28 protein-coding genes, 1 pseudogene and 1 riboswitch are annotated in these 24,289 nt (G+C 71.6%); of the genes and pseudogenes, 15 read left to right on the top strand and 14 right to left on the bottom strand.

Going from position 1 to position 24,289, the window contains the following annotated elements; genetic code table 11:
* Window positions 1-16: 16 nt before the first annotated feature.
* Window positions 17-391: a hypothetical protein gene (locus OG299_RS02760; protein ID WP_327360304.1), complete on the top strand. Its 375-nt coding sequence runs from the start codon at window positions 17-19 to the stop codon at window positions 389-391.
* Window positions 392-602: 211 nt separating this feature from the next.
* Window positions 603-1,343 carry a class I SAM-dependent methyltransferase gene (locus OG299_RS02755; protein WP_327360303.1) on the top strand — a complete coding sequence of 247 codons (741 nt, stop codon included), beginning with the start codon at window positions 603-605 and terminating at the stop codon, window positions 1,341-1,343.
* A gap of 156 nt (window positions 1,344-1,499) precedes the next feature.
* Here the strand turns inward: OG299_RS02755 and OG299_RS02750 are convergent, their stop codons facing one another.
* A complete protein-coding gene (locus OG299_RS02750; RefSeq protein WP_327360302.1) occupies window positions 1,500-3,803 on the bottom strand; it encodes a CehA/McbA family metallohydrolase in 2,304 nt (767 codons plus the stop codon).
* A 210-nt stretch (window positions 3,804-4,013) separates the two neighbouring features.
* On the bottom strand, window positions 4,014-4,805 hold the full coding sequence (locus OG299_RS02745; RefSeq protein ID WP_327360301.1) for an SDR family NAD(P)-dependent oxidoreductase: 792 nt from the start codon (window positions 4,803-4,805) through the stop codon (window positions 4,014-4,016).
* A gap of 142 nt (window positions 4,806-4,947) precedes the next feature.
* Between OG299_RS02745 and OG299_RS02740 the strand changes: the two genes are divergently transcribed.
* Window positions 4,948-5,520 (top strand): TetR/AcrR family transcriptional regulator, encoded by a 573-nt coding sequence (locus tag OG299_RS02740; RefSeq protein WP_327360300.1) that lies wholly within the window; start codon window positions 4,948-4,950, stop codon window positions 5,518-5,520.
* A 162-nt stretch (window positions 5,521-5,682) separates the two neighbouring features.
* Here OG299_RS02740 and OG299_RS02735 read toward each other — a convergent pair whose 3' ends face one another.
* Window positions 5,683-6,828, bottom strand: coding sequence for an RNA polymerase sigma factor (locus OG299_RS02735; RefSeq protein WP_327364438.1), 1,146 nt, complete (start codon window positions 6,826-6,828; stop codon window positions 5,683-5,685).
* Between the two features lie 8 nt (window positions 6,829-6,836).
* Entirely contained in the window at window positions 6,837-7,244 is a 408-nt protein-coding gene (locus OG299_RS02730) for a YciI family protein (protein WP_266638023.1), read from the bottom strand.
* Between the two features lie 412 nt (window positions 7,245-7,656).
* On the opposite strand from OG299_RS02730, the gene OG299_RS02725 reads away from it, so the two are divergent.
* Window positions 7,657-8,100: an aggregation-promoting factor C-terminal-like domain-containing protein gene (locus OG299_RS02725; RefSeq protein ID WP_266635480.1), complete on the top strand. Its 444-nt coding sequence runs from the start codon at window positions 7,657-7,659 to the stop codon at window positions 8,098-8,100.
* Window positions 8,101-8,198: 98 nt separating this feature from the next.
* Here the strand turns inward: OG299_RS02725 and OG299_RS02720 are convergent, their stop codons facing one another.
* The 5 genes from OG299_RS02720 to OG299_RS02700 all read right to left on the bottom strand — a co-directional run bounded on the left by OG299_RS02720 (window position 8,199) and on the right by OG299_RS02700 (window position 13,456).
* Entirely contained in the window at window positions 8,199-8,651 is a 453-nt protein-coding gene (locus OG299_RS02720) for a hypothetical protein (protein WP_327360298.1), read from the bottom strand.
* Window positions 8,644-9,090 carry an Ohr family peroxiredoxin gene (locus OG299_RS02715; RefSeq protein WP_327360297.1) on the bottom strand — a complete coding sequence of 149 codons (447 nt, stop codon included), beginning with the start codon at window positions 9,088-9,090 and terminating at the stop codon, window positions 8,644-8,646. Before OG299_RS02715 ends, OG299_RS02720 begins: the two co-directional genes overlap by 8 nt.
* An 81-nt stretch (window positions 9,091-9,171) precedes the next feature.
* Window positions 9,172-9,234, bottom strand: a riboswitch (guanidine-III (ykkC-III) riboswitch).
* Between the two features lie 207 nt (window positions 9,235-9,441).
* Window positions 9,442-10,686 (bottom strand): GNAT family N-acetyltransferase, encoded by a 1,245-nt coding sequence (locus OG299_RS02710; protein ID WP_327360296.1) that lies wholly within the window; start codon window positions 10,684-10,686, stop codon window positions 9,442-9,444.
* A gap of 118 nt (window positions 10,687-10,804) precedes the next feature.
* The gene (locus tag OG299_RS02705) at window positions 10,805-11,737 is read right to left on the bottom strand and encodes a virginiamycin B lyase family protein (protein WP_327360295.1); all 933 of its coding nucleotides are present in this window, start codon (window positions 11,735-11,737) and stop codon (window positions 10,805-10,807) included.
* Between the two features lie 60 nt (window positions 11,738-11,797).
* A complete protein-coding gene (locus OG299_RS02700; RefSeq protein WP_327360294.1) occupies window positions 11,798-13,456 on the bottom strand; it encodes an ABC-F family ATP-binding cassette domain-containing protein in 1,659 nt (552 codons plus the stop codon).
* A gap of 112 nt (window positions 13,457-13,568) precedes the next feature.
* Here OG299_RS02700 and OG299_RS02695 point away from each other — a divergent pair, with 112 nt between their 5' ends.
* From OG299_RS02695 to OG299_RS42640, 7 genes and pseudogenes are all read left to right on the top strand, one after another.
* Complete coding sequence (locus OG299_RS02695) at window positions 13,569-14,306, top strand: TetR/AcrR family transcriptional regulator (RefSeq protein WP_327360293.1); 738 nt, start codon at window positions 13,569-13,571, stop codon at window positions 14,304-14,306.
* Window positions 14,307-14,378: 72 nt separating this feature from the next.
* Window positions 14,379-14,807, top strand: coding sequence for a DUF4240 domain-containing protein (locus OG299_RS02690; protein ID WP_327360292.1), 429 nt, complete (start codon window positions 14,379-14,381; stop codon window positions 14,805-14,807).
* 286 nt (window positions 14,808-15,093) lie between these two features.
* A pseudogene (locus tag OG299_RS02685) lies at window positions 15,094-15,280 on the top strand (transposase); the annotation flags it as partial.
* 496 nt (window positions 15,281-15,776) lie between these two features.
* Entirely contained in the window at window positions 15,777-16,172 is a 396-nt protein-coding gene (locus tag OG299_RS02675; protein ID WP_327360291.1) for a GNAT family N-acetyltransferase, read from the top strand.
* Window positions 16,173-16,516: 344 nt separating this feature from the next.
* Window positions 16,517-16,861 (top strand): CPCC family cysteine-rich protein, encoded by a 345-nt coding sequence (locus OG299_RS02670; protein ID WP_266638043.1) that lies wholly within the window; start codon window positions 16,517-16,519, stop codon window positions 16,859-16,861.
* On the top strand, window positions 16,828-17,505 hold the full coding sequence (locus OG299_RS02665) for a 2-phosphosulfolactate phosphatase (protein WP_327360290.1): 678 nt from the start codon (window positions 16,828-16,830) through the stop codon (window positions 17,503-17,505). The genes OG299_RS02670 and OG299_RS02665 overlap by 34 nt, the downstream gene beginning before the upstream one ends.
* Window positions 17,423-18,016: a transposase gene (locus tag OG299_RS42640; RefSeq protein WP_442817476.1), complete on the top strand. Its 594-nt coding sequence runs from the start codon at window positions 17,423-17,425 to the stop codon at window positions 18,014-18,016. The genes OG299_RS02665 and OG299_RS42640 overlap by 83 nt, the downstream gene beginning before the upstream one ends.
* On the opposite strand, the gene OG299_RS02655 is transcribed toward OG299_RS42640, so the two are convergent.
* The 3 genes from OG299_RS02655 to OG299_RS02645 form a co-directional block, all read right to left on the bottom strand.
* Window positions 18,007-18,354: a hypothetical protein gene (locus tag OG299_RS02655; RefSeq protein ID WP_327360289.1), complete on the bottom strand. Its 348-nt coding sequence runs from the start codon at window positions 18,352-18,354 to the stop codon at window positions 18,007-18,009. The genes OG299_RS42640 and OG299_RS02655 overlap by 10 nt on opposite strands.
* Window positions 18,355-18,429: 75 nt before the next feature.
* The gene (locus tag OG299_RS02650) at window positions 18,430-18,588 is read right to left on the bottom strand and encodes a hypothetical protein (protein WP_266638051.1); all 159 of its coding nucleotides are present in this window, start codon (window positions 18,586-18,588) and stop codon (window positions 18,430-18,432) included.
* A 108-nt stretch (window positions 18,589-18,696) separates the two neighbouring features.
* Window positions 18,697-19,563: an AraC family transcriptional regulator gene (locus OG299_RS02645; protein ID WP_327360288.1), complete on the bottom strand. Its 867-nt coding sequence runs from the start codon at window positions 19,561-19,563 to the stop codon at window positions 18,697-18,699.
* A gap of 218 nt (window positions 19,564-19,781) precedes the next feature.
* Here OG299_RS02645 and OG299_RS02640 point away from each other — a divergent pair, with 218 nt between their 5' ends.
* Window positions 19,782-20,348 carry a SixA phosphatase family protein gene (locus tag OG299_RS02640; RefSeq protein WP_327360287.1) on the top strand — a complete coding sequence of 189 codons (567 nt, stop codon included), beginning with the start codon at window positions 19,782-19,784 and terminating at the stop codon, window positions 20,346-20,348.
* 193 nt (window positions 20,349-20,541) lie between these two features.
* Here OG299_RS02640 and OG299_RS02635 read toward each other — a convergent pair whose 3' ends face one another.
* Window positions 20,542-21,135, bottom strand: coding sequence for a TetR/AcrR family transcriptional regulator (locus tag OG299_RS02635; protein ID WP_327360286.1), 594 nt, complete (start codon window positions 21,133-21,135; stop codon window positions 20,542-20,544).
* 91 nt (window positions 21,136-21,226) lie between these two features.
* Here OG299_RS02635 and OG299_RS02630 point away from each other — a divergent pair, with 91 nt between their 5' ends.
* The 3 genes from OG299_RS02630 (at window position 21,227) to OG299_RS02620 (ending at window position 23,590) form a co-directional block, all read left to right on the top strand.
* Window positions 21,227-22,447, top strand: coding sequence for an alpha/beta hydrolase family protein (locus OG299_RS02630; RefSeq protein ID WP_327360285.1), 1,221 nt, complete (start codon window positions 21,227-21,229; stop codon window positions 22,445-22,447).
* A gap of 70 nt (window positions 22,448-22,517) precedes the next feature.
* Window positions 22,518-22,910, top strand: a complete 393-nt coding sequence (locus OG299_RS02625; RefSeq protein WP_327360284.1) for a nuclear transport factor 2 family protein — start codon at window positions 22,518-22,520, stop codon at window positions 22,908-22,910.
* A 476-nt stretch (window positions 22,911-23,386) separates the two neighbouring features.
* The gene (locus OG299_RS02620; protein WP_327360283.1) at window positions 23,387-23,590 is read left to right on the top strand and encodes a hypothetical protein; all 204 of its coding nucleotides are present in this window, start codon (window positions 23,387-23,389) and stop codon (window positions 23,588-23,590) included.
* A gap of 95 nt (window positions 23,591-23,685) precedes the next feature.
* Here OG299_RS02620 and OG299_RS02615 read toward each other — a convergent pair whose 3' ends face one another.
* On the bottom strand, window positions 23,686-24,246 hold the full coding sequence (locus OG299_RS02615; protein WP_327360282.1) for an SUKH-4 family immunity protein: 561 nt from the start codon (window positions 24,244-24,246) through the stop codon (window positions 23,686-23,688).
* Between the last annotated feature and the right edge of the window lie 43 nt (window positions 24,247-24,289).

The raw sequence follows: 24,289 nt of genomic DNA, 5'->3' as shown, positions 1-24,289 counted from the left end.
CAACGCCCTTGCCCGGATGGCGCCTGCCCGCCCGGGCGGGGCGATGGTGCTGGCCGGCCTGCTGTGGGCCACCGGCCGCTGCTCACTCACCGAGGTCATATCCGCCACGTCCCGGCTCCACGTCCCGATCTGGGCCGGACTCGGCGGGCTGGTCGTGAGTGGGCTCATGCTCCACCCGGACCTCCACTCCCTGCTGACTCAGGCGAAGATCGCACTGGTCGGCCTGCTCACCCTCAACGGCCTTCAGGCGGGCCTCCTCGGCCGCCGCCTCGCCGAAGCCACTGGGCCGGTCGGTCGCGGGTTGACGGCCTGGAGTGGTGCCACAGCGCTCCTGTCCCAGGTCTGCTGGTGGGGCGCCGTCGCGATCGGGTTCCTCAACACCAACCGCTGACCGGGGCGGACTCCCTGCATCCCCCGCGCCCCTGACGGCCGGTCATCCGGATCGACGATCACACTGGGCTTCCGAGGATGAACACGAGGCAGGCGCTGCATATTCGTGGCTTCCGCCAGTACGACGCCCCGGCTCACGCCAGGGAGACTTCCCGCCAGGTGCTGCGGCCCGTCCCGACGGCCGCCGCCAACAACAGAGGGGGAACAGCACGATGAGCGGTCAGCTGTACGACGAGATCGGCGAGGCGTTCGAGGGCTTCAAGACCCTCCCTCTCGCGCGCTGCGCAGAGGTCCCCGGCTTCCTCGCCCTCGTCGGCGACGTGAACGGCAAGTCGATCCTCGACCTGGCCTCCGGAACCGGCTTCTACAGCCGGGAGTTCAAGCGCCGCGGCGCATCCCACGTCCTGGGCGTCGACATCTCCTCCGCGATGGTCGACGCGGCCCGGGCCCTGGAGGATCGTGACCCACTGAGCGTGCACTACGAGGTCGGCGACGTCGCCGAGCTGCGCACCTTCGAGCAGCCCTTCGACCTCGCGGTTGCGGTCCAGCTGTTCAACTACGCCGAGGACGTCGCCACCATCGAGCGGATGTGCCGCAACATCCACCGCAGCATCGCGGACGGGGCCGAGTTCTTCGCCTTCGTGCAGAACCCGGATTTCCGTTTCGACGGGCCGTCGCTGGCCAAGTACGGCTTCCTGTGTGAATCGCTCGGCGAGGAAACCGAGATCGGGCCGCGCGTGAGGGTCACCGCGCTCCTCGACCCGCCGATCTCGTTCGTCGCGAACCCGCCCAGCCGCGAGGTCTACGAGAAGAGCCTGCGGGCCGCCGGATTCAACGAGGTCACCTGGGTTCCCCTGGAGATCGCCGCCGCCGGCGTGCGCGAGTACGGCGAGCACTTCTGGGACGACTACGCCGCCAACCCCCCGCTGACGATGCTGCGCTGCCGCGCCTGACCCCGAGTGGCCCGGCCCCGTTCGGCCGGGGACGGGCCGCCGTCCGGCACCAGGCCGGTCACCTCGAGCGCGGGCGAGTCCTCGGCCGCCACGAGGACACCGGACGGTCCCGCCGCTGCGGCTGCCGCTGCCGCCGCGCCGGTGCCGACGCTCCGGCTAGCCGGCGCTGACGGCCGTCACGTGCGTCGTGCCGTCACGGAGGGAGGCGATGCGCACCTGCCCCGCGGGGAAGGGGTCCCTCCCGTTCGGGCCCGGTATCTGTGCGAACGGCGTCCAGGAGCCGTCCGGCCTCCTCGCGTTGTGCCAGATCCGGCCGTCGAGCCCGACCGCCACGACCTGGGCGGAGCCGTCCGGCGTCCCCGCGATGCCGATGGCACTGGCCCCCATGGTGGGGCCGGCGACACCCTGCGGGGGCCGGAAGCCGGTCCAGGAGCCGTCGGCCCGCCGCAGCTGGTGGTACACGATTCCGTCGAGGCCGATCGCGAGGACCTGGGAAGAACCGTCGGGCAGACCGGTGATCGCCAGGGCGGGACCCGAGAACGTCGGGGCCCCGTTGTAGCCGGCCAGGCGGCCCCAGGCCGTCCACGTACCGTCCCGCCCGCGAACACAGTGGTACATGGCACCGTCGGTGCCGTAACTGAGCAGCTGGGCGGACCCGTCGGGCATGGCGGTGATCGACACCTTCGTCGCACCCCAGCGGCTCTTCGCGCTGAACCCGGGCACGGCCCGGAACCCGGGCAGGGTGCCGTCGGCGCGCCGCTGCTGGTGGAAGGTGGTGCCGTCCAAGGCCGTCACCACGATCTGGCAGGTCCCGTCGGGGAACGCGGCGAGGTCCGCCTCCCGGACGGTGAACCCGGTCGCGCCGTCCGGTCCCGCGACGCGCTGCCAGGGCTGGAGCGTGGCCGAACCCCGTACGGTGGTCAGCCACAGGCCGTTGTCGAGCGCGATGCCCAGCACCACGACGGAGCCGTCCGCCATGCCGGCCACGGCGCTCTGGACCCCCGCGAAGGACGCGGCGCCCGCGCCCTCGCCGGCCCCCGGCAGCGGACGCATGCTGCTCCACGACCCGTCGGGGCGGCGCTCGGTGTGGAAGAGCGCGCGCCGCTCGACGTCGTACGGGGGCAGTTGCGCGGAGTAGAACCACACCGGGTTGGTGATGGCCACCAGTTGGTCCAGCGTGGTGGAGGCGGGCTTGGGCCGGCGCACCTCGGCGCGGGCGAACAGGGAGGCCTTGCCCCAGCCGCGCCAGCGCAACCGTCCCCTGCCGCTGCCGTCGATACAGGTGGCGGCCATGATGCCCCACTCGGTGTACAGCGTGGCGATGCTGTCCGGGGCGCCCGTCACGTCCAAGGTCACGTCGACGGTGTCGAAGAACGACAGGGGCAGTTCCTCGCCGGGTCCCGCGACCGCCCCGCCGGTGCGGGCGGTGAAGTCCACGGTCACGGCCGCGGATTCGACGGCGTACGACCGGCCCAGGCGCAGCGCGTCCAGTACGGCGGGCGTGGACAGGCTGGTCGCGTGCACCACGTTGTGCGGCCGGCCGACGGCGTCCGCGGGGCTGTGGGCGTCGCTGTTGCCCACGGCGGCGACGCGCTTGCCGAGGCACAGCATGACGTGCCAGGCGGCGATGTTGGCCGCGTCGTCCAGCGTCCACGGCCCGTTCCACACCTCCAGCGCGTCCACGCGGTCGAGGCCGAACTCCCAGAAGGAGCCCGCTGCCGGAGTGAGCGGATGGGCGGCGATGGTGAGTCCGCCCAGGCTGTGGACGCGCCGGGCATGGCTCTCGAACGCCCCCTGGTCCGCAGGGCCGTAGCGCCAGTCCACCCATTCGCCCTGGGGCAGGCCGACGGCCAGCCAGTGACCGTGCCGGGTGGTGACCTCCTCGGCGTTGACGACCAGCAGGTCCGTCGGGACGTTGCCGCGCCATGTCAGGCCGGTGGAGCTGGTGTTGTGGTCGGACGTGGCGATGAAGTGCAGCCCCTCCTGGCGGGCGGCCGCGACTATTTCGTCCACCGTGCGCTTCCCGTCGGAGTGCACGCTGTGCAGGTGCAGGTCGCCCCGGTACCAGCCGGGTCCGCGCCCCGGCAGCGAGGCGGGCAGGATGTCGTAGGGGGTCCGGGGCAGCGGGTCTCCGTGGTGCAGGGTGACACTGACCTGCCAGGCCATGCCGCCGTCGGCGCCGACCATCGGTCCCAGGATGACGGACCAGCTGCCGGGCTCGACCGGCGCGGGTATGTAGCCGGGGGTGGCGTCCGCCGCGGACAGGGTGAAGCCGGCCCGTTCGCCGCCCGACCAGCCGCGGAAGCCGGAGGGGCCGAAGATGCCGAGGTCCAGGATGCCGGCGGCGGCGTCGTGGGAGGTGTCGACGGAGATCCGCTGTACCCCCGCGGGGACGTCGAAGGCGACGTACGCCCACTGGTCGTTGCCCTTCGGGGCGCGGCCCTGGTAGGTGGTGGTCACGGTGTCGCTCCCCTGACCCCTCTTCGCGGCGTGCGCGATCGGTGCGGGAAGCAGCGCGGAGGCCCCGCCCGCGGCCAGCAGGGCCCCTAATCGGAGCAGGGACCTGCGCTCGACGCCCGGGCCGGGGTCGGCCACGCCATGCGGAATCGGGAGGTGTTCACTCGGCACAGCGGTGCTCTCCGTTCACGTGAGGTGGCAGGGAAGGCGCGTCTACCGGTGTGAGCGCTGGGCCTCGACGATCTGTCGCACGGAGCCATCGAGGTCCAAACGGGCCTGGACCCGCTCGGCGAAACCGGGGAACTGCCCGGCGACGGCGCTCAGCAGCCGCAGCTCGAGCGGTGCCACGTTGACCTCGCACCGGTCGCGGTGGACGGCCCGTACGACGCCGTCGGCGACCTGGCCGGGCGTGACGGTCCTGAGGCCCTTCGGCGGGGTGGCGCCGGTGGCCGCGAACATCCCGGCGTCGCGGACGAATCCGGGCTGCACCAGGGACACGCCCACCCCTGTCCCCCTGAGTTCCTGGCGCAGGGCGAACGCGAATCCGCGCAGCCCGAACTTCGTCGCGTTGTAGAGGGAGGTCGCCTTGGTCGCCGCCTTGCCGGAGAGGGAACCGACCAACACGATGTGGCCGCGCCCGCGTGCCACCATGTGCTCCGAGAGCAGCCGGGACAGCAGGACGGGCGCGCGCAGGTTGACGTCGAGTGCGCGGTCGAGCTGCTCCTCGGTGTAGTCCTTGAGGTCGCCGCTGGCGGGCAGGGCGGCATTCGCGACGAGGACGTCCGCCTCGGCGCAGGTCTCGGCGAGGCGGACGACGTCGGACCGGACGGCCAGATCTGCGACGGCGGTGCGGGCGCCCCAGGCGTCTGCGACGGCCTCGAGGGCTTCCTTCCTGCGCCCGCTGACCGTCAGGCGGGCCCCCTGCGACGTCAGGCGCGCGGCCAGGGCGGAGCCGATGCCTCCGGTGGCCCCGGTGAGCAGAACGTTCGATCCCGATATCTCCACGATCACTCCCGTGCGGCGGCGGCCCTACTGTTCGTTCGAACGAACAGTAGGGACTGCCGAGCAGGCTGTCCACACCTCTTGCGCCTCCAACTCCCCAGCCCTGCCCGGGCACTGGTTTCGGCCGATGGGGCAGAATGACGACATGCCCCATGCTTCCGACACCCGCCAGAGCATCATCGACGCCGTACTGCGGATCATCGGGCAGGACGGCATAGCCGCCGTCACCAACCGGCGGATCGCGAAGGAGGCTGCCGTCTCCCTCGGCTCCGTCACGTACCACTTCGCCACCCAGCACGAGCTGCTGCGCGAAAGCCTGCTGCACTTCGTGGCCGAGGAGACCCGGCACTTCACGACGCTCGCCGACGAGTGCACCGACGAGCGCTTCGACATCGGGCAGGCGGCCGAGGTGGTGGCCCAGGTCGCGGGCGGCAATGCCTTCGACAGCCGTCACATCGCGCCGTTCGAGCTGTACGTGCAGGCCGGCCGCGACGAACGGCTGCGTGCCGCCGCGGCCGAGTGCTTCGCCGCCTACGACCTGCTGGCCGCCCGGATCCTGACCCAACTCGGCGTGCCGGACCCCGAGCGCCTGGCCGGCGTGGCCGTCGCCCTGGTCTTCGGGCAGCAACTGCGCCGCCTCGCCACCGGCGCCCCCGCCGAGGACCTCGTGGACACCCTGCTGATCCTCACGCAGTTCACCCCGACGCAGACCCCGTAGACGTCTGCGGAGGATGCGCCGCGGGCCCTGGGCCGTTCTCGTACGATCGCACCTTCGCGGCAGGGTAGCCGAGGCCGGTGAGCGCGTCGCGGGTGTGCTCCGGGGCGAAGCCACCGCGCGTGCACAGTGGTTCGAGGGCCCTCGACCTGCCCACTCGACCCGTCACGGACGCGGGTGGGCGTTGAGGCGCGCGGCTTGGCGCGTGAGGTGGTCGCGCTCGGCGAGGTTGGGTGCCTTCCGGGCCGCTTCGGCGTACAGCCGTGCCGCCGTCGCGAGGTCGCCGTCGCGCTCGTGGAGGTACGCCGCCACCGCGGCGTGGCGGGGCAGCGAGTCGTCCAGCGCCGCGAGCGCCGCCAGGCCGGCGCGCGGTCCGTCCGCCTCGCCGACGGCGACCGCGCGGTTGAGGCGGACGACCGGGCTGTCGGTCAGTCGCGCGAGCTCGTCGTACCACTCGAGGATCTGCACCCAGTCGGTCTCCTCGGCGGTGGGTGCGTCGGCGTGGAGTGCCGCGATGGCGGCCTGGGCCTGGAACTCGCCCAGCCGGTCGCGGGCGAGGGCCGCCTGCAGGATCCGGACGCCCTCGGCGATCACCTGCGTGTCCCACCGGCCGCGGTTCTGCTCGGCGAGGGGTACCAGGCTGCCGTCCGGCGCGGTTCGGGTGGCGCGCCGGGCGTGGTGGAGCAGCATGAGGGCGAGCAGCCCCGCCACCTCGGGGTGGTCGATCGCGGCCGCGAGCTGCCGGGTGAGCCGGATGGCCTCGGCGGCGAGGTCGACGTCGCCGGAGTAGCCCTCGTTGAAGACCAGGTAGAGGACGCGCAGCACGGTGGCGACGTTGCCGGGCTGGTCGAATCGCACGTCGGAGACGGTGCGCTTGGCGCGGCTGATGCGTTGCGCCATGGTCGCCTCGGGCACCAGGTAGGCCTGGGCGATCTGGCGGGTGGTCAGCCCGCCGACGGCGCGCAGCGTGAGCGCGACCGCGGAGGACGGCGTCAACGAGGGGTGGGCGCACAGGAAGTAGAGCTGGAGCGTGTCGTCCGCCGCGGCCGCGGGCCCGGCCGCCGGCTCCTCGTCGACGAGGTCCTCACGCCGTCGGCGGGCGGCATCCGAGCGGGTGGCGTCGAGGAACTTGCGCCAGGCCACGGTGACCAGCCAGCCCTTCGCATCCCGCGGAGGGTCGGCCGGCCAGACGCGGACCGCCTCGACGAGCGCGTCCTGTACGGCGTCCTCGGCCGCCGCGAAGTCGGCTCCGCGGCGGACGAGGACGGCGAGCACGCTCGGCGTGAGGCTCCGGAGCAGGGCCTCATCCATCTGGGACGTCACTCCGTGATGGTGGGCGGTGCGGCCAGGAACGGGCGCAGTTCGAGCCATTCGTGGATCGGCTTCCCGCCCGCCCCGGGGGCGGCGGACAGCTCCCCGGCCAGCTCGACGGCGCGCTCGTAGCTGTCGACGTCGATCACCATCCAGCCGGCGATCAGGTCCTTGGTCTCGGCGAACGGGCCGTCGGTGACGGGCGGGCGCCCCTCCCCGTCGTACCGGACGAAGGTTCCCTCGGGGGCGAGCGCCTGACCGTCGACGAACTCGCCGGTCCCCTCGAGCCGGGCCGCGAAGTCGTTCATGTACTGGCAGTGGGCCGAGATCTCCTCGGGCGTCCACCGGTCCATGGGCACGTCGTTGACCGGAGCCGGGGCGCCGCGGTAGTGCTTGAGCAGCAGGTACTTGGCCATGGCGTTTCTCCTCAGTGCTGGTGCGACCTATTTTGGTCGCCTTCACTCCAGGGACGGAGCCGGCCACGGGTTCTCGACATGGCCGTCCGATTTTTTTCCCCCTCTTCTGGCCCACTCACAAAGGGGTACGGGCGGTCACGTTCGGTGAGGTTCGGGTGTTCTGGGGGTGAGCCGTCCCATAGGGCGCACGTCACACACGAACCGGGGTAGTAGGTCTTGTAGGGGTTGATTCCGGTCCCTTGTGCGCCGGTCTGGGGGTGGGGGTGGTGGGCTGCGAGGGTGGCTAGGTGGGGTCGTTGTCAGGGGGTGGGGGTGTGGGTAGAACTGGATGTGTCGCCGGGCGGCCCGGGTGGTTCACCCGCCGCTGTCGATCCCCTCTCCTGTGTGTGAGTGGCTCTCGCATGTCTTCGGCATGTGGCGATCGTCCTTGTTCCCGTCGGAAGGTTCGTCCGTGTCCCACGCTGTCATCCGCCGCATCGCCGCTTCGAAGAAGACCCTCGCGGGTGCCGTCGTCGCCCTTGGTGTCGCCGGTTCGATGCTTGCCACGGTTCCCGCTCAGGCGGCTCCGACGAGCGCGAAGGCGATCGCCCAGCAGATGATCAAGGACCCGGCGCAGTTCGCGGCGTTCAACAACATCGTTTCGCGTGAGAGCGGCTGGAACCACACGGCCACGAACGCCTCCTCGGGTGCCTATGGCCTGGTGCAGGCGCTGCCGGCCTCGAAGATGGCTTCGGCGGGTGCGGACTGGAAGACCAACCCGGCGACCCAGATCAAGTGGGGCCTGGACTACATGAACTCCCGCTACGGCAGCCCCGTCGGCGCCTGGGACTTCTGGCAGACCCACCACTGGTACTAAGCCGCCAGCAGGTAGAGCAGACGCACGCAAACGCCCGGCCGGGACCTCCCGGCCGGGCGTCCTTGCGTTGTCTGCCCGTTCGCATGGTCGTTGACCGGTCACGTCCGCCAGTACGTACCCGCGCGGGAATCAACATGTACGAGATGCCGGCCGACGCGCACCACGTGGTAGCCGGTACCGGCCCAGGAGCCGGCGTCGCCGTCGTCGGCGGGCAGCGGGGTCCAGACCTCCAGGAACGTACTGCCGTCCGTGTTGGTGCCCCACTCGATGAGGTGGGCACCCTCCCACCGGAAGGTGCCCGTGTCCTCGCCGGGCTCGCCCTCCAGGTGGTGGAAGTGCACGCGGGAGCCGTCGAAGGAGGTGACGCCGGCGAAGCCCCGGCTGTCGGCGAAGTACGGGCCCGCCTGCAGCCACACCACCTCGCGGTCTTCCACCAGGGGGCCGCCGTTCCGGCTGATGCCGCGACGCAGCCACGCACCCCTCTCGGGCACCGCGATGCCCGGCCCGCCCGCCGCCGGAGGGGTTCCGAGGGCGGCTGCCGGCTCAGGCATCGGCGGCGGTGTCGTCCACGGCCAGCAGCGAGAGCCCGATGTTCCCGCGGACCGCCTGCGAGTAGGGGCAGACCTCGTCCGCCCGGTGGAGCAGGGGCAGCAGGTCGGCCGCCTTCCACCCCGGCAGGGAGACCGTGAGGCCGACCGCGAGACCGTAGCCCGCGGGCGTGTCCGTGGTTCCGAGCTGGACCTCGCACGCGACGCGCGCGGCCGAGGCATCCGCCCCGAACTCGGCTGCGACCTCGGCCAGCGCAGACGTGAAACAGGCGGCGAAGCCGGCCGCGAACAACTGCTCGGGGTTGGTGGTCCCGGGCACCCTCTTGCGGGGCGGGGCCAGACGGACGTCGAGGCGCCCGTCCTCGGTGACCACCGATCCGGTACGGCCCCCGCTGGCGTGCGCGGTCGTCCGGTAGAGGGTGCGGGTCAGCGGCACGGTCATGTGGTCAGCCCATCTGTGCGACGAGGGATCGCCGCCCGGGGCCGGACGGCGCTTCGGCGCCTGCCGGGTGGGACGGCGCCTGGCGCGTCGTCGTGCATAACCGGGTACGGCGCATCTCGTCCGGGGCCTCGGGACCGGGCCGCCGGACAATCTAGCAACGGGAGCGGGCCCGCCGGGACGTGCACCTGTGGTGACCCTCCTCACCCGACCCGTCGCCGCCGACGAACGTCCCCGGCCGACGCGCGCCCGACGCAACCAGCCTGCCCGAACAGGCCCTCGGCGTGGCGCAGGCTCGGCCGCCGGGGCTGCGGCCACCCGCCGACCCGCGCGGCAGGGTGGGCGGGCGCGGGGTCAGAACCAGTGCAGGCAGTGCGGGGAGCGCTCGGCGCGGAAGAGGGAGTCGGCGAGGGCGGCCGCGCCCGGGCGGTGGGCCCGGACGTGCCCGGCGCGCACGAGCGTGCTCGGGGCGGTGCCGCCGAGGTAGACCGAGCCCAGGTCGCGCACGTCCAGGGACAGGTCCGGCTCCCGGTCCGTCGGGGCGCAGTCGGCCTTGCCGTCCCGGACGGTCAGCAGGTAGCGGCCGTGCTCGCCGAGGAACGGGTCCTCGACGTCGAGGACGAGCTCGCCGTCCATGAACCAGGCGCGCGCGGTCAGGGCGCGCGGGATGTCCAGCAGCCGCACCCAGAGCCAGTCGGTGTCGCGGCCCACCTGCCCGGCGCGGAAGTCCGCGAGCTGCCAGCGCAGCGGGTGGTCGGGCGAGCAGTGGTTGAACACGACCTGGGAGACCAGGTCGTGTCCGAGTACGAACCGGGTCAGGGCCGTGGAGACGGCGTCGTCGGTGGCAATGGTCTCGTCGACCGTCAAGGTGTCGGGCTCGCCGATCGAGTAGCTGGCGTACCCGTCCGGGACGCCGTCGGCGTCACGGTGGACGGCGACGTAGCGCGGCGCCGGCGAGATCGGGGGCTGCCCCGCGCGCAAGGCCCACCAGCGGTGCGGCCGGGACAGCGCGCCGGGCTGTTCGCGGCGGTACCGGTCGTAGACCTCTTCCAGGATCTCGCCGCACTCGGCACGCCGCAGCACCTCGACCGAGCCGGTGCCCGAGCCGGTGCCCGAGCCTGTCGCCGGGGCATCGGCCGTTCCGCGCGCCCGGGGGAGGGCGAGGGCAGCCTGCCGGCGCGGCACCGTCAGCCGCTGGGTGTAGGTCGCCGGTCCGTAGCCGAACCTGCCGTAGATCCGGGCCTCGGAGGCCAGCAGCACGGAGAGGAACTCCCCGCGGGCCCGCAGCTCGGCGAGCTGATGCCGCATCATCGCGCTGAGCACGCCCTGGCGCCGGTGCGAGGGCAGGACGCCGACGGCGGTCACCCCGGCGGCCGGGACGAGGGTCTGACCGGGCAGGGTGAGCTCGAAGGAGTGCGCGCCGGCGGTGCCGACAGGTCGCCCGTCCGCCGTCAGGGCGAGCAGACAGCGGTCCATTTCGAGGGCCGACCACCAGAGCCCGCCGCCCTCGATCGGGGTTTCCGGGAAGCGCCCGAACGCGGCATGGACTGTATCGACGAAGACGTCAAGGTCCTTGTCGGTCGTGGAACGAATCTCCATTGCAGCCGCTGCCTCCTCGAATCACCGGCACCACGACTCGTGGTGTCCGGCCACAGTGCCGCGTTGACCCGTGGTCAGGGCAAGCGAATTTATGGCCGGCCCATCGGATGGGACACCCCTACTGGTCGCCCGGCTGCCCGCCCTCCGGGACCAGCCGCAGGATGTCCCCACGCTCCAGGGCTGTGTAGAGGGCTCCGTCCGGGCCGAAGGCCAGCCCGTGGGGCTCGCAGTCCCGTGCGGGCAGCGGGTACCGCGTCAGCTCCCCGGCCACGGTCAGCCGGCCGATGTGCGAAGAGGCCCACTCCGTGAACCACAGGGCGCCGTCCGGGCCCGCGGTGATCGCGTGGGGACGGCACTGCGGATCAGGCAGCGGGAAACCGGTGATCTCCCCTGACGTCGTGATCCGGCCGATCCGGCCCGTGCCGATCTCCGTGAACCACAGCGCGCCGTCGGGCCCCGCGGTGATCCCCACCGGTCCGGCCGTCGCGGTGGGCAGGGTGTGGAGGGTCACTTCGCCCGCCGTCGTGATCCGGCCGAGGGCGTGAGCCTGGTTGAGCGTGAACCACAGGGCGCCGTCACCACCCGACGTGATCATGGAGGGGAAGGCGCCGGTGAGCCCGGGCAGCCCGAACTCCCGGACGGAGCCGTCCCCTTCCATCCGGCCGATCCGGTCCGAGTTCAGGCCCGTGAACCACAGCGCCCCGTCCGGGCCGGTGGTGATGCCGTACGGGCCGCTGCCCGGCGTGGGGACGGGGTACGAGCACGGTGTGCCGTCGGTGGTGATCCGCCCGATCCTGTCGTCGCCCATGCGGGTGAACCAGAGCGCGCCATCGGGGCCGGCGGTGATCTGGGCGGGCCCGCAGTCCGGCGAGTCCAGGGGGAACTCGGTCACGGGCGTCCGGCCGTCGGGGTCGAGGCGGGCGATGCGCCCGGCGTGGACGAGGGTGCACCACAGCGCTCCGTCCGGGCCTGTGGCCAGGGCGTAGGGGCCTGACGCGGTATCGGCCACGGGGAAGGAGCGGCCGGTGGTGAGGGACACGTCGCGGGGCATGGAGTCCTTTCGGCAGAACGGGACGGGGAGAGGAAGCGCGGGGTCCGGGCGCGGGGGGTGTCAGCCGGCGGGTGCCGGCGTGTGGCGCGTCGCCGGCTGGAGGTCCAGCAGCCTCCCCTGCCAGCGCGAGCGCAGCATGCGGTCGTGGCTGACGACGACCACCGCGCCGGGGAAGCCGGCCAGCGCGGCCTCCAGTTCCTCCACCAGCGCGGGGGAGAGGTGGTTTGAGGGCTCGTCCAGCAGCAGGACGTCGTACGGCTCGCTCACCAGCCGGGCCAGCGCCAGGCGCTGCCGCTGCCCGGCGGAGAGGATGCCCACCGGGAGGTCCAGTCGGTCTCGGGTGAACAGCCCCAGGGAGAGCAGCTGTTCGGCATGGTCGTCGGGGCCGCCGGCCCGACCGTGCCCGAAGGCCGCCAGGACGCTCCGGCCCGCCGGGCCGCGGTCGGGCAACTGGCGCAGCCAGCCGGTCCGTCCGCGTCGTACGAGGCGTCCGCGGGCCGGTGGCGCGGCATGCGTGGTCTCCCCGGCCAGCAGGCCCAACAGGGTGCTCTTCCCCGCCCCGTTGGGGCCTGAGACCAGCAGCCGGTCACCGGCGGAGAGGGCCAGGTCGACAGGGGCCAGCCGGCCCTGGACCTCCAGGGCCGAGGCCGACACCAGCAGCCCCCGCGTCCGGCCCGAACGCGGGGCAGCGGTGAAGCGGAGCGGTTCGGGCGGCGCGGCCAGGGGGTGGGCGAGCAGCCGCTCCAGCCGTTCCCCGGCCTGGCGGACCCGCCCGGCCACGGACTGCTGGACCCTGCCGGCAGCCCGGTCGTAGGCCATCTTGTTGCCGTCCTTGCGGGCCCGGCCCGGCGCCACCCGGCGGGCGCTGCCGGCCGCGCGCGCCCGTAGTGCCTCGACCTCGGCCTGCCAGGCGGCATGGGCTTCGGTGCGGCGCTGCCGGTCGGCGGCGCGCTCGGCGAGGTATCCGGCGTACCCGTTGCCGTAGCGGACGACGCGGTGGGTGTCGCCGTCCACCTCCAGCAGGACGGTGGCGACACGGTCGAGGAAGACCCGGTCGTGGGAGACGGTGACCGTGGTGCCCGCCCGGCTGCGCAGATGCTCCTCCAGCCAGGACAGGGCGACGTCGTCGAGGTGGTTGGTCGGCTCGTCCAGCAGCAGGACCTCGGGCGCGGCAGCCAGCAGGGCGGCGAGCCGCAGCCTGACCCGTTCGCCGCCCGAGAGGCCGCCGACCGAGCGGTCGCGGGGAACGTGGACCAGTCCGAGGCCGTGCAGGGCGCGCTCGACGCGGGCATCGGCCTCGTAGCCGCCGCGCAGTTCGTAGCCGGTCAGCAGGTCTGCGTAGGCGGTGAGCAGTGCCGGGTCGGTTTCGGCGGCGCCGTCGGTCATGCGCTGCTCCATCCGGCGCAACTCGGCCTCGATGGACCGCAGTGGGGCGAGGGAGCGGTCGATGACCTGCTGCACGGTCAGCTGCCCGGGCAGCTCCTCTTCCTGGGCGAGGTACCCGATGCCTCCGTCTGCACGGACGGTGATCCGGCCCCGGTCCGGGCGCTCGACACCAGCGAACAGGCGGAGCAGGGTCGACTTGCCGGAGCCGTTCTCGCCGACGATGCCGATCCGGCCGCCGGGCGGGAGGGAGCAGCTGACGGAGTCGAGGACGGGGCGGCCCTCGTAGGCCTTGGTGACGTCAAGCGCGGTGAGCTGTGCGGTGGTTGCGGTCATACGTGTACTCCTGGGCGTGGGCGACGAGGGGGAGGGCGGCTCGGGCGGTGGACGGGATGCGGATGAACATCGTGACTCCTTAATGCGACGACTGTTGCTTTAAGATGGTGCCATGATGACGAAGCCGGCCGCAAGCGATCTCTCGGACCACCCCGCCGATGGGGGACGGGCCGCCTCGCCTGCTCCGGCGGCACCGGGCGCGTCGGCAGGAACTGCCGTAACTGCCGGGACCCGGCGCCGGACCGGAGGACGCAGTGCCCGGGTACGCGCCAAGGTGCTGGCGGCCGTCGGGGAGGTCCTGGTCGCCGCCGGGTACGACGCGCTCACCGTGGACGCTGTCGCCGAACGGGCGGGAGTGCACCGCACCACCGTGTACCGGCGCTGGCGCGACGTCGGCGGACTCCTGGCCGACGTCCTCGACGCGGCGGCCGACGACACCTGGGAGCCCGCCGACACCGGGTCCCTCGAGGACGACCTCACCGCTCTCAACCAGGAGGTCTACGACGCCCTCCACCCGGGACACCCCGGCCCGGGCGGCAGCCTCACCACGGCGCTGATCGCCGCGTCCTTCCGCTCCGCCGAAGCCGCGGGAGCGCTGACCCGCTTCTGGGAGGGCCGCTACGCCCGCTGCGCACCGGTCGTCGCCCGGGCGGTGGACCGCGGCGAGGTCCCGCCCGGCCCGGACGCGCGGGCCCTGCTGGTGGCGGCCACGGCTCCGCTCTACCAGGAGCTGCTCCTGCTGCGGGCTGCCCCCGATCCCGCCCTGCCGCGCCGGGCGGCCGGCGCCGCCCGGGCCGCGGCGGCGGCGGGGGTCTTCACCCGGGCCCCGGACGCGCCGCCCGCGGCTTGACGTCCTTCTCGCAGCAGCAAACAGGTGACCCAGCAGTCAGGGCTGTCAGACCCCTTCGGCATGCTCGCCGGCATGAACGAAGACGCCTTCTGGCAGCTCATCGAGGACTGCATGCCCACGGAACCTGACCCGGACGCCGAACTCCTTGCAGCCACAGTGACCGAGCGCCTCACCCAGTCCCCGTTGTCGCTGGTCATCGGCTTTGCCGAACAACTGTCATGGGCGCTCTACCGGCTGGACCGCAAGGAGTACGGACACAACTTGGGCGGAGACGCCTTTCTCTACACCCGTGCCGCGGTCGTCGCCGCCGGCCGCACCGAATTCGACAGCGTCCTCAAAGATCCTGCGGCCTTCACTCCTTACGCCACGGACCTCATCTGGGCCGAGAGCCTGCTCTACACACCGGACCGGGCATACAAACGCATCACCGGGGAGGAGCGGGACCGCGACACGCGCTACTCCTACGAGTCCTGCTCCAACACCGAGGGCTGGGCTGATTGAACGGCATGGGCTGCGGATGGTGACGAACTCCCTTTGAGTAGATATCTGGCCTGACCCGCAGGTATGGCCAACGCATCGAGCGGCTGCGTGCGAGCCTGGCCGCAGTCGGCCTCGCTTTGGCCGGCCGGACCGGCGCCCGTCTGGCTGCCCTCCTCGGCGTGTTGGTGAGCCGGAGTACGGTCCTGCGCCTGGCCGACGCACTGCCGGAGCCGGAAGTGGCCGCGCCGCGGGTGGGCGGCGTCGATGAGTACGCCACCGCAAGGGCCGCTGCTACGGCACTGTCCTGGTGGGCGTGGGAACCCGCCGTCCGATCGACCTCCTCCCGGACCGGGAAGCATCGAGCCTGGCCGCGTGGCTCGCACAGCGGCCCCGCGTCGAGGTGGTCTGCCGGGACCGCGCGCCGTTCTTCGCCGAGGGCGCCGCAGCAGGAGCGCCGCAGGCAGTCCAGGTCGCGGACCGGTGGCATCTGGGGCACAGCCTGAGCGAGGCCGCCGAGCGGAGCGTCGCCCCACCACCGCCACTGTCTGCGAGTCCTGACGCCTGCAGCACCGCAATCCATACTCGAGGTCGTTCCGGCCGCAGATTCGTCGAGCTCACCTTGGCCACGAGGACACCGGTTCGCCGACCGGACCCGGTCCCGGCACGCGGCGGTCCACGCCCTTGTTATGGCCGGACATGCTCACCAGCCGACACGGCGAGCGCCTGCCGGACTGGCTCGACGCCGTCCGGGCAGGACGACCTGCCCAGCCTCCACACCCTCGCCTCCGGCATCGGCCGAGACTGCGACGCCGTCATCGCCGGCCTCACCCTGCCCTGGAACTCCGGAGTCGTCGAAGGCCACGTCCACCGGATCAAGATGCTCAAGCGCCAGATGTTCGGCCGCGCGGGATTCCAACTCCTTCGCAAGCGGGTTCTTCTGGCTCCCTAATCGGGTCGATGAAAGGCTCGGCCGGAACTTACGATCGAGGCGTGACGATCAAGTACGAGTGGCGGGGCGACTTCGACAACGCTTCCCTCAACGAGCTGCATGCCGACGGTTTCGGTCACCCGGCTACTCAGACCGACTGGCGAGCGCGACTTGAACGCCACAGCCTCGGCTGGGTCTGTGCTTGGGAAGGCGGCTCCCTGATCGGCTTCGTCAACGTGGTCTGGGACGGCCGGGCCCATGCCTTCATCCTGGACACGGTGGTCGCCCAGCGTTGCCAGGGCAAGGGAGTTGGCGCCAGGCTCGTTGCGTTCGCAGCCGACGAAGCCCGTGCCGCGAAGTGCGCTTGGCTTCACGTCGACTTCGAGGACCACCTGCGTCCGTTCTATTTCAATGCCTGTGGCTTCAGAGAGACGCCAGCCGGGCTGATCGCCCTTTAGCGCAAGCACCCACAGCCCACGACCTGGTACACACGACCAGGCGCAGCACCGGGGGAAGCTGAGCCAGCGCCCGAGTTTGAAGTCACCGGGGTTCTTGCCAGGGCAGCATCCGAGTGCTCCTGGCGAAGGGCCTGGTCATGCCGCAGATGCCGCAGATGTCGAAGGTCGAGCCGTACGCAGCGATCCGGTGTGACGACCGTGGCGGGATGAAGGTCCCTGACCAGGCTCATGACCGCGGCGCCCCGGACGTTGCTGCCCCGCCGGCAGTACCCTCGCGTTCCTCGGCAGCCTCTGACGCGACAGGACGAGAGCCTCGTACCGGGTAATGCAACACTCAACGTGTGATGGCTCCCAGAGAGCTCCGCGAGGTATGCCCGCCTGGCAGCGGTCCGTACGCCTGTCCCTGCTGCAGGCTCTTGACCTTGGAAGCCCGTGGAGCTTTCGAGATCTGTGACGAGTGCAGCCGGGAAGACGACGGCCAGGACGACGTGAACGCCGACGAGGTCTGGGTGACCCCATGTGGCGATCGAGCAGGTGAGTCGATGCGCACTGCTTTCGCCATGCAAGCAGCCGGAGATGTTGCATTCCGAGACCGTCGACGTGATGCGCATCACCGTCCGGGTGCTTCGGGTCGGGCGTGCGCGATCATGACCGGATGGACGCTCGTTTCCTTGGCATCCCTGAGCTGATAGAAGTCCCGTCCGTGGCGGTCGTGGTCGACGTCATGCGTGCTTTCACGGTGGCCGCCTGGGCCTTTGCCCAGGGGGCGGAGAAGATCGTTCTTGCTGGGTCGCTGGACGAAGCCCTGACGCTCAAGGATCGCCACCCGGATTGGGTGGCACTCAAAGACGGTCCGCCCGCGCCCGGGTTCGACGCCGTCAACTCGCCGGGCCTGCTGCGGTCCATTGACCTTGGCGGACGGACCGTCGTGCAGAAAACCACGGCAGGGACGGTCGGCGCCCTTGCGGTCAAGGAGGCGTCGCTGGTGCTGTGCGCCGGCTTCGTGGTGGCGGAGGCAACGGCTCGGCTGCTCCGGACACGCAAGTGTGCCAGTGTCACGTTCGTCGTCACGGGCGAAGACGGGCACGCCGATGAAGATCTGGCGTGCGCTCAATACATCGCCCGGAGAGCCACCGAGGCCGGGGCGGATGCAGCTGAGTACCTCCGCCGCGCCGGCGGGTCGCGCGCCGCCACCGAGCTGGCGGAGGGCGTGCGTCAAGGAGTCCACCCTGACGACGTCGCACTCTGTCTTGAGCTCGACCGGTTCCCCTTTGCCATGGTGGCGACATTGGAAGACTCGCTCATGGTCCTCCGTCCGTACGCCGTCCCTTAGCCGACCGGCGAGGCCGCGGACGTGGACGCGTCGACAACTGGTCGGCGGAATACGGTGGCGGTCCAGGGCCGGCACGCCATGGCGGGATGTCCCCGAGCGGTACGGCCCGTGGGACCGGATCTATGAACTGCCCCGCAGGTGGCAGCGCGACGGCACCTGGAAGCGGACCCCGGAGGCACCGCAGGTCCAGTCCGACGCGGAGCGTTTGATCAGCTGGCACGTGAGCGGTCAGTCATCTTCGCAGCCGGCCCGGTGGGACCCTATGGTTCCTACCTTGTGCCGATCCGCGACAGCGTCGATGCCGTTGGACGGCACCTCCTCGAGGACATGTGCTCTGGGTCGTAGGTGTGGGCTGAAAGATCCGTGGGCCGTCGGGTACAGGTTCGGATCGTCACCAACGGGCTGCACTGGCCAGCAGATCGAGGTCGCGCCGGCAGCGCTTGCCGAGCTCGGTGCGCTGAGGTGTGCCCGAGTGGGGTCCCGGTGCCCTCACGATCCATCTCAGTGGTAGAGAACGACGAGGGAGGCGAGCAGAAGCGTGGCCGAAGCTGCGATCCCCCGGATCCGGTAGCGGCTCGACGTGGCCAGCGCGAGGGAACACGACCATGCTCCGCCCGTGATGGCCGCAATCCACCAGCCGGCAGTCGCTTGTCCGGCGAGGACAGGGAACGGTGCCAGCAGGATCGTCGGCGGGATGACTGCGAGCCGGACCTCGTGGCCCGAAGGGACCGTGCCGCCGCGGCCCTTGGCCTCACCCTTCCGAACCAGGCGGAGGTCCTGGCCCGCTTGCGCGAGGTAGCTGTTCGGGTGGGAGAGCACTTCGTTCTCATCTTCACGCCAGAGGGTCACCCCTACGAGCCGCTCATCAGGAGCTGAGCGGTGTCTCGGCAGCAGACAGCAGGTACCTTCCCAGCGCGACAGGGCTCACCCCAGGGCGAGACCACGCTGAGGTGGCTGGGCATCGAGGGTTCGCTGATCGCGTACGAGGGCCCATACGACGTCGAGGCAGGGCTGCAGGTTCCGGCGCATCTGTGCCTGGTCGGCGATGACGCAGGCGTCCTTGGCGTCGGTCTTGCGGCCCAACGGGCAAAGCCACCCGGACGGCATGAGGAACCAACCCGCCGACACGCCAAGGAGCGCTTCAGTCGGCCTCTTCGGCCGACTGAAGCGCTCACCGGTCAGGCGCGGTGTTCAGTTCTGTTCCCGCTCCACCGGAAGCCACAGCTCAGCTTCGACTTCGGTCCTGTCCGAGGACGCGCGGGTGTGCAGGATCTCGGGGCCGGGGCGGCTGCGGTACGGGTTGGACGGAAACCACTGCGTGAACACGTCCCGCCACAGCTCCTGGATGGCCTGTGGCGCAGGCCCGGAGGTGGTGAAGACCGCCCAGACGCCGGCCGGGACGGGGAGTGCCGTGGTGCCGTCGGGGGCAGCCGCCGACGTGATCACCCCTTGGTAGTAGTCGAGCTCGGTGCCTTCGGCGCGGCTCGGGTCCAGGTCGTCGCAGACCGCGACGATGCCCTGCGGCTCCTGGTCCGACAGCTTTTCCAGGCGCCCCAGGATCTGTGGGTCGATCCCGCGGACGAAGTCGATGATCGCCTGGTTCGGCCCCGCGTGTACCAACGGCACCCGGGCCTTGAGGCCGACGACGCTGAAGTCCGGCCTGTCCACTACGCGATAACGCATGCTGCTGCTCCCTTCGACGGTGAGGCGGAAGGCCAGCCGGGGCTGGGACACGAGTGCCGCGCCGATACGCCGGGCCTCGCCGGGGCCGACCCCGTGCATGGCCCGGAACGCCCGGGCGAACGCCTCGCCCGAGCCGTAGCCGTAGCGCACCGCAATGTCCAAGAGAGACTCACGCCCTGCGAGCACCTCGGCACCCGCGACCGTGAGCCGACGCCGGCGTATGTACTCCGACAGCGGCATGCCCGCGAGCGCGGAGAACATCCGGCGCAGGTGGTACTCCGATGTGGCCGAGATGCGCGTCAGCTCGGCCGCATCGATCTGCCGGTCGAGGCGGCGCTCGATGTACTCCAGGGTCTGGTTGAGACGCTCCAGCACTCCCGGTCTCCTTCCTCTTTCGTGATCACCACACTAGGCATCACGCCCCTGCCGGACCCGACATCCTGTGCCCGATCAAGTCGGGTACGGATGGCGGCCCGGCTCCGGCAATTCAGGCGCTCCCGCGTCGCACGCGGGGGTGCGCGTACGGGAATGCGTTGCGAGTACGACGACGGCGAACGGACCTTTCCACAGCCCGGGGCTCTACGCTCGGGGGTATGAGCCATCGCGATCAAGCCCCCGGGGTTCAGGACGTACGGAACGCGGCCGCGGAAGGCGCGGCGCGCCGACTCGTGGTCCTGCGACACGCCAAGAGCGCCTGGCCGGACGGGGTTCCCGACCACGACCGTCCGCTCGGGCCCCGCGGGCTGCGCGACGCGCCCGCGGCCGGCCGACTGCTCGCCCGCTCCTTCGGCGTGCCGGATCTCGTGCTGTGCTCCCCGGCGCGCCGCACGCGGGAGACCTGGGACCTGGCCGCGGCGGAGCTGGACCGTACGCCGCCCGTCCGGCACGATCCGCGCCTGTACGCGGCGGACGCGCGGGACCTGCTCGACGTCGTCCGCGAAGTCTCGCCCGAGGTGGGCACCTTGCTGCTGGTCGGGCACAACCCGGGCCTGGAGGATCTGGTGCTGCTGGTTGCCGGGGCGGCCGTGGGGGACGCCTTGGAGCGCGTCCGCACCAAGTTCCCCACCTCGGCCGTGGCCGTACTGAGCCGGCAAGGCGCCTGGTCGGACCTCGGGCCGGGCGGCGCGCTGCTCACGGACCTGGCCGTCCCTCGGGGGTAGTGGGAGGGTCAGAGTTCCTGGAGGCCAGGTCGGGGCCCCTCGAACCGGGCGCGGTCGCCGGCGTCCATGCACCGTGCCCGCCGCAGCCCGCATCTCCTCCGGCGCCGACGGCTGAGCGCCGCAGGACTACCGGGCCGCCGGGATCAACCCGAAAGCCGGCACGCCCCACGAGCTCTCGGGATGTCCTGCGTCCTCAGGTCGGCTGCGGCGTGGCCGTGCTGCCGAGGAGGCGGTCCACGAGGAGCTCCGGGTACCCGGAGGCCGGCGGGTCGATGCCGAAGATCGCCCGCAGGTAGAGCGGCGCGACGAGCTGGTCGAGGATCTGGTCGAGCGGCGGGGGAACCTCGCCGCGGGCCATGGCGCGTTCGCGGATGCGCTCGATGGCGCCGAGGCGGCGCTCGAACTGCTGCGCGCGCTCGCCCTGAGCCGCGGCGCTGCCCGGCATGGACAGGGCGACGGCGCGGATCAGCAGCCGCCCTTCGGCGGTGCGGATGCTCGCGACGCCCGCTTCGACCCACGCCGTCAGGTCGCCGCGCAGGGTTCCGGTGTCGGCCAGCGGCCAGTCCCGCTCAAGGCGGGTGACGACCACGTCGGCCAGGAGTGCCTCCCGGCTGCCCCAGCGCCGGTAGACGCTGGTGTGGTTCACCCCGGCGCGCTGCGCGACCGCGGGGATGGTGAGGTCCGCGCCCTCGGGGTCGGACAGCAGGTCGATGACGGCCTGGTGGACGGCCGAGCGGACCTGCTCGGGGCTCTTGCGGAGACGCGGGGCCGGTTGTTTCGAAGTCACCCGCACATCGTAAGCACAACTATTTGCTTATTGGTGCCCGCGCGGTCTACAGTCGTGGCGTACGCACAGATCTGTGCTTGAGGAGGGTGTGATGAGGCCGCTGCTGTTCCCGGACAACCCCCAGTTCTGGTACGAGACCCTGCGCTCGATGAGCCACATCGCCTACGGGGGCGCCGACTTCGGCGAGGCCGTCTCCACCAGCGCCCGTATCAAGGAAGGCGACTACGACAGCTGGCACGAGGAGTGGACGGCGACCGCCGACCGGGTGGCCGCCGAGGCCCGGCGGGCCCTGGACGCGGGCTACACCGTCAGCGCCCGGGACGGATTCCTGCGCGCCTCGAACTACTACCGGTCGGCGGAGTTCTTCCAGCACGGCAACCCGTGCGACCCCCGCCACGCATACACCTACGACCGCAGCGTGGCCTGCTTCCAGGCCGCCGCCGCGCTCTACACCCCCCGCATCGAACCGGTCCGCATCCCCTACGAGGGCACCACCCTGCCCGGCTACCTCTACCGGGCCGACGACACCGCCGCGCCCCGCCCGACCCTGATCATGCACAGCGGATTCGACGGCACCGCCGAGGAACTCCACTTCAGCGGCGCGCTGGCCGCCGTGGAGCGCGGGTACACCGTCCTGACCTTCGACGGCCCGGGGCAGCCCGGCCCCCGCCACCACCAAGGCCTGGTCTTCCGCCCGGACTGGGAGAACGTCATCACCCCGGTCGTCGACTTCGCCGAAACGCTCCCCGAGGTCGACAACAGCCGCATCGCGCTCCTCGGCAGCAGCATGGGCGGCGTACTCGCCCCCAGAGCAGCAGCCTTCGAGCACCGCCTCGCCGCCCTGATCGCCGTCGACGGCGTCTACGACCTCGGCCAGGTATCCACCCGCCACATCCCCGGCGACCGCGACGAGGCCGAAAGGCTCCTGCGCGCGGACTCCGCCCCCGAACTCGACGCACGCTTCGAGCAGATCACCGCCCAGGACGCCACCGCGCGATGGGCGATCAACCACGGCATGTACGTGATGGGCGTCGAGACCCCCCGGGCCTTCAGCGCCTCCTACCTCGACTACACCCTCGCCGGCGGCATCGCCGAGCTGATCCAGTGCCCCACCCTCGTGTGCGACGCCGACGAGGACGAGTTCTTCAAGGGCCAGCCCGAACAGCTCTACGAGCACCTGACCTGCCCCAAGACCCTGATGCTGTTCACCGCCGAGGAGGGCGCCGGCGCCCACTGCCACCCCGGCGCCATGCGCCTGGCCCTCGCCCGCATCTACGACTGGCTCGACACCACCCTCGCAACCGTAGCCTGAGGCCCCGGCCCGCCTCCGGCGCGCCCCGTCCGGACCCACCTACCCCAACCCACACCTGAAGGAAGCCGTCATGAACCGCACCGGTATCGAAGCCGCCCTGGGCGACCTGCTCTTCAACCGCGACATCACCCTGGAGGAGGCCGCCGAGCGCCACTTCACGCCCGGGTACCGCCAGCGCACGGACGGCGACTGGGCCGACCGCGCCGAGTTCCTCGACCACATCAGCCACCTGCGCGGCATCGTCGCCGGCGGCACGGTCGAGGTCCATGACGAGCTGTACGACGGCAACAAGTACGCCGACCGGCACACCTGCCACATCACCAAGAACGACGGCACCACCGTCACCATGGAGGTCTACGTCTTCGCCGATCTCGCCCCCGACGGCCGCTTCCACCGCATCGAGGAAACCACCCTGATGCTGAGCGGCTCCGACGCCGACCGCAACATCGGCAGCGCCCGCTGACCCCCCGCCATGCCGACTGCCGGCCCCGCCCGCAGTCGGCCCCCGGGCCGTCTGGGCCCGCTCCACCGTTCGCGCACCCGCCCCGAGAACGGCACGCACGCGCACGTACGGCCCGCGCACCGACCGCGTGCACGCGGCGACGGAGGCCAGGTCGGGACCGGTGCGCCGGGAGCCGACTTGCTGGGAATCCGAACGGCCAACGGCCGTGACATCAACTGTCGCTGTGGCCCGACCGGTACTCGGGCAAACCGACCATGCGCGCCGACGCCGGATGCATACGGCACGAGACGCGCCTGGAGCCGGCCCCGGCCGTGGCGGCTGGCATCGGCGAAATCTCCTCCGAGGCCGGGGAGTTCCGGCGGCACCACAGGTCGGGGCCGTAGGGGCCGGCGGCCTTCATCAAGATCGACAAGTGCCGTCTGGACGACTCGGGCAAGAACCTCGTCGCCCGGCTCACCGTCACCAACAGCGGCTCGTTGAGCTACACCTACAACATCACGATGAAGTTCGAAGGCGCGCCCGGGTCGAGCGCCCTCGCCGCCACGGCCAGGGTCACCAACCTGACGGTCAAGGCCGGCGGATCCCAGCAGGCCGAGGCCACAACGCCGTACATGGGCAAGGGCGACGGAAGCGAATGCAAGGAGTGCGTCGTCTCCAGCGCGACCAAGAGCGTCTCCTGACACACCGTTTCCTCCGGCCGGGCCGAGCGGCGTGCCGGGTCAGATCGGCGTGGCGGGGCACCACGGCCGGTCTGACCATGGCGTCCGCCAACCCGTCACAGCATGGGGTAGGAGTCGAGGAACGACTCCCAGAACCGCGCCCCGCTCTCGAACGGAAGGGGATCCCACCGGGACATGCCCTCGCGGACGATCTCCTCCACGTCGGCCCAGTCGTTGGGATCCGGGCGCTCGTCCGGGCCCGGCCTCTCCACGGCGAACTTGTAGACGAGGTAGCTGAGCGAGGAGAGATCCCGGTGGATCAGCTCGTACTCGATCTCGGAGTCCGGGTCGCAGACCCAGATCGTCCCGTCGTCGAGACGGACGAAGACGTCTGCCTGGAAGAGCCTCCCCAGCGGCTGCATCGTCCCGTGCGGAGTGTCGAGCGGCTCGGGGTCCAGGCCCGTGGCGAAGGCCCTGTCCGGGTTCGCCGGATCCCGGTCCGCCAGGTCCTCCAGAATGCGGAAGAGCCCGCCCGAGTGCGGGACTCCGACCTCCGTCGCGAAGCGCGCACCCTCCCCGTCCGGCCAGATCCGGGCTGCCGTCCCGGGCCGGAATCTCAGCAGATCACCGGGCACGGCCTCCGTCGTGATCGCGCGCCAGTCAACCCGCACCAGCATCGGCCACCATCCTTGGTCCGCAAACGAATCGACAACGCCGGAA

The sequence above is a fragment of the Streptomyces sp. NBC_01296 genome (genome assembly GCF_035984415.1).
Classification (GTDB): domain Bacteria; phylum Actinomycetota; class Actinomycetes; order Streptomycetales; family Streptomycetaceae; genus Streptomyces.
Note: the sequence above shows the minus strand (reverse complement) of the source record. Positions and strands in the feature narration are given on the sequence as shown.

Excerpts from the sequence above, each read along its gene's own strand:
- OG299_RS02720 (WP_327360298.1), bottom strand. The coding sequence starts at position 8,651 with ATGCCTGAGCCGGCAGCCGCCCTCGGAACCCCTCCGGCGGCGGGCGGG.
- OG299_RS02625 (WP_327360284.1), top strand. The coding sequence starts at position 22,518 with ATGAACCGCACCGGTATCGAAGCCGCCCTGGGCGACCTGCTCTTCAAC.
- OG299_RS02715 (WP_327360297.1), bottom strand. The coding sequence starts at position 9,090 with ATGACCGTGCCGCTGACCCGCACCCTCTACCGGACGACCGCGCACGCC.
- OG299_RS02665 (WP_327360290.1), top strand. The coding sequence starts at position 16,828 with ATGGACGCTCGTTTCCTTGGCATCCCTGAGCTGATAGAAGTCCCGTCC.
- OG299_RS02700 (WP_327360294.1), bottom strand. The coding sequence starts at position 13,456 with ATGACCGCAACCACCGCACAGCTCACCGCGCTTGACGTCACCAAGGCC.
- OG299_RS02740 (WP_327360300.1), top strand. The coding sequence starts at position 4,948 with ATGCCCCATGCTTCCGACACCCGCCAGAGCATCATCGACGCCGTACTG.
- OG299_RS02705 (WP_327360295.1), bottom strand. The coding sequence starts at position 11,737 with ATGCCCCGCGACGTGTCCCTCACCACCGGCCGCTCCTTCCCCGTGGCC.
- OG299_RS02670 (WP_266638043.1), top strand. The coding sequence starts at position 16,517 with ATGGCTCCCAGAGAGCTCCGCGAGGTATGCCCGCCTGGCAGCGGTCCG.
- OG299_RS02730 (WP_266638023.1), bottom strand. The coding sequence starts at position 7,244 with ATGGCCAAGTACCTGCTGCTCAAGCACTACCGCGGCGCCCCGGCTCCG.
- OG299_RS02735 (WP_327364438.1), bottom strand. The coding sequence starts at position 6,828 with ATGGATGAGGCCCTGCTCCGGAGCCTCACGCCGAGCGTGCTCGCCGTC.
- OG299_RS02755 (WP_327360303.1), top strand. The coding sequence starts at position 603 with ATGAGCGGTCAGCTGTACGACGAGATCGGCGAGGCGTTCGAGGGCTTC.
- OG299_RS02615 (WP_327360282.1), bottom strand. The coding sequence starts at position 24,246 with ATGCTGGTGCGGGTTGACTGGCGCGCGATCACGACGGAGGCCGTGCCC.
- OG299_RS02710 (WP_327360296.1), bottom strand. The coding sequence starts at position 10,686 with ATGGAGATTCGTTCCACGACCGACAAGGACCTTGACGTCTTCGTCGAT.
- OG299_RS02640 (WP_327360287.1), top strand. The coding sequence starts at position 19,782 with ATGAGCCATCGCGATCAAGCCCCCGGGGTTCAGGACGTACGGAACGCG.
- OG299_RS02725 (WP_266635480.1), top strand. The coding sequence starts at position 7,657 with ATGTGGCGATCGTCCTTGTTCCCGTCGGAAGGTTCGTCCGTGTCCCAC.
- OG299_RS02630 (WP_327360285.1), top strand. The coding sequence starts at position 21,227 with ATGAGGCCGCTGCTGTTCCCGGACAACCCCCAGTTCTGGTACGAGACC.
- OG299_RS02690 (WP_327360292.1), top strand. The coding sequence starts at position 14,379 with ATGAACGAAGACGCCTTCTGGCAGCTCATCGAGGACTGCATGCCCACG.
- OG299_RS02695 (WP_327360293.1), top strand. The coding sequence starts at position 13,569 with ATGATGACGAAGCCGGCCGCAAGCGATCTCTCGGACCACCCCGCCGAT.
- OG299_RS02760 (WP_327360304.1), top strand. The coding sequence starts at position 17 with ATGGCGCCTGCCCGCCCGGGCGGGGCGATGGTGCTGGCCGGCCTGCTG.